At 48.3% G+C, this 265-nt stretch carries 1 rRNA gene; it reads left to right on the forward strand.

Annotation, left to right across the window (positions count from 1 at the left end):
• Positions 1-117 (forward strand): 16S ribosomal RNA (locus tag LZP69_RS16470); the annotation flags it as partial.
• Positions 118-265: the final 148 nt, after the last annotated feature.

Genomic DNA, 265 nt, shown 5'->3' on the forward strand with positions numbered 1-265 from the left:
GCACCAGAAGTAGATAGCTTAACCTTCGGGAGGGCGTTTACCACGGTGTGGTTCATGACTGGGGTGAAGTCGTAACAAGGTAGCCCTAGGGGAACCTGGGGCTGGATCACCTCCTTACCTATACGATTGATTGACCCTTTGAGTGTTCACACAGATAACTTGTTCTTGTTAGAACAGTTGGCCTGTCTTTACGGCAGTGCTTGGCCAAAATCGTTCCATACGATTTTTGGCACTTCCACCATCCGTGGAGGTCGTTCTTTAAAAA

This window comes from Shewanella sp. AS1 (assembly GCF_021412565.1).
Lineage (GTDB): Bacteria > Pseudomonadota > Gammaproteobacteria > Enterobacterales > Shewanellaceae > Shewanella.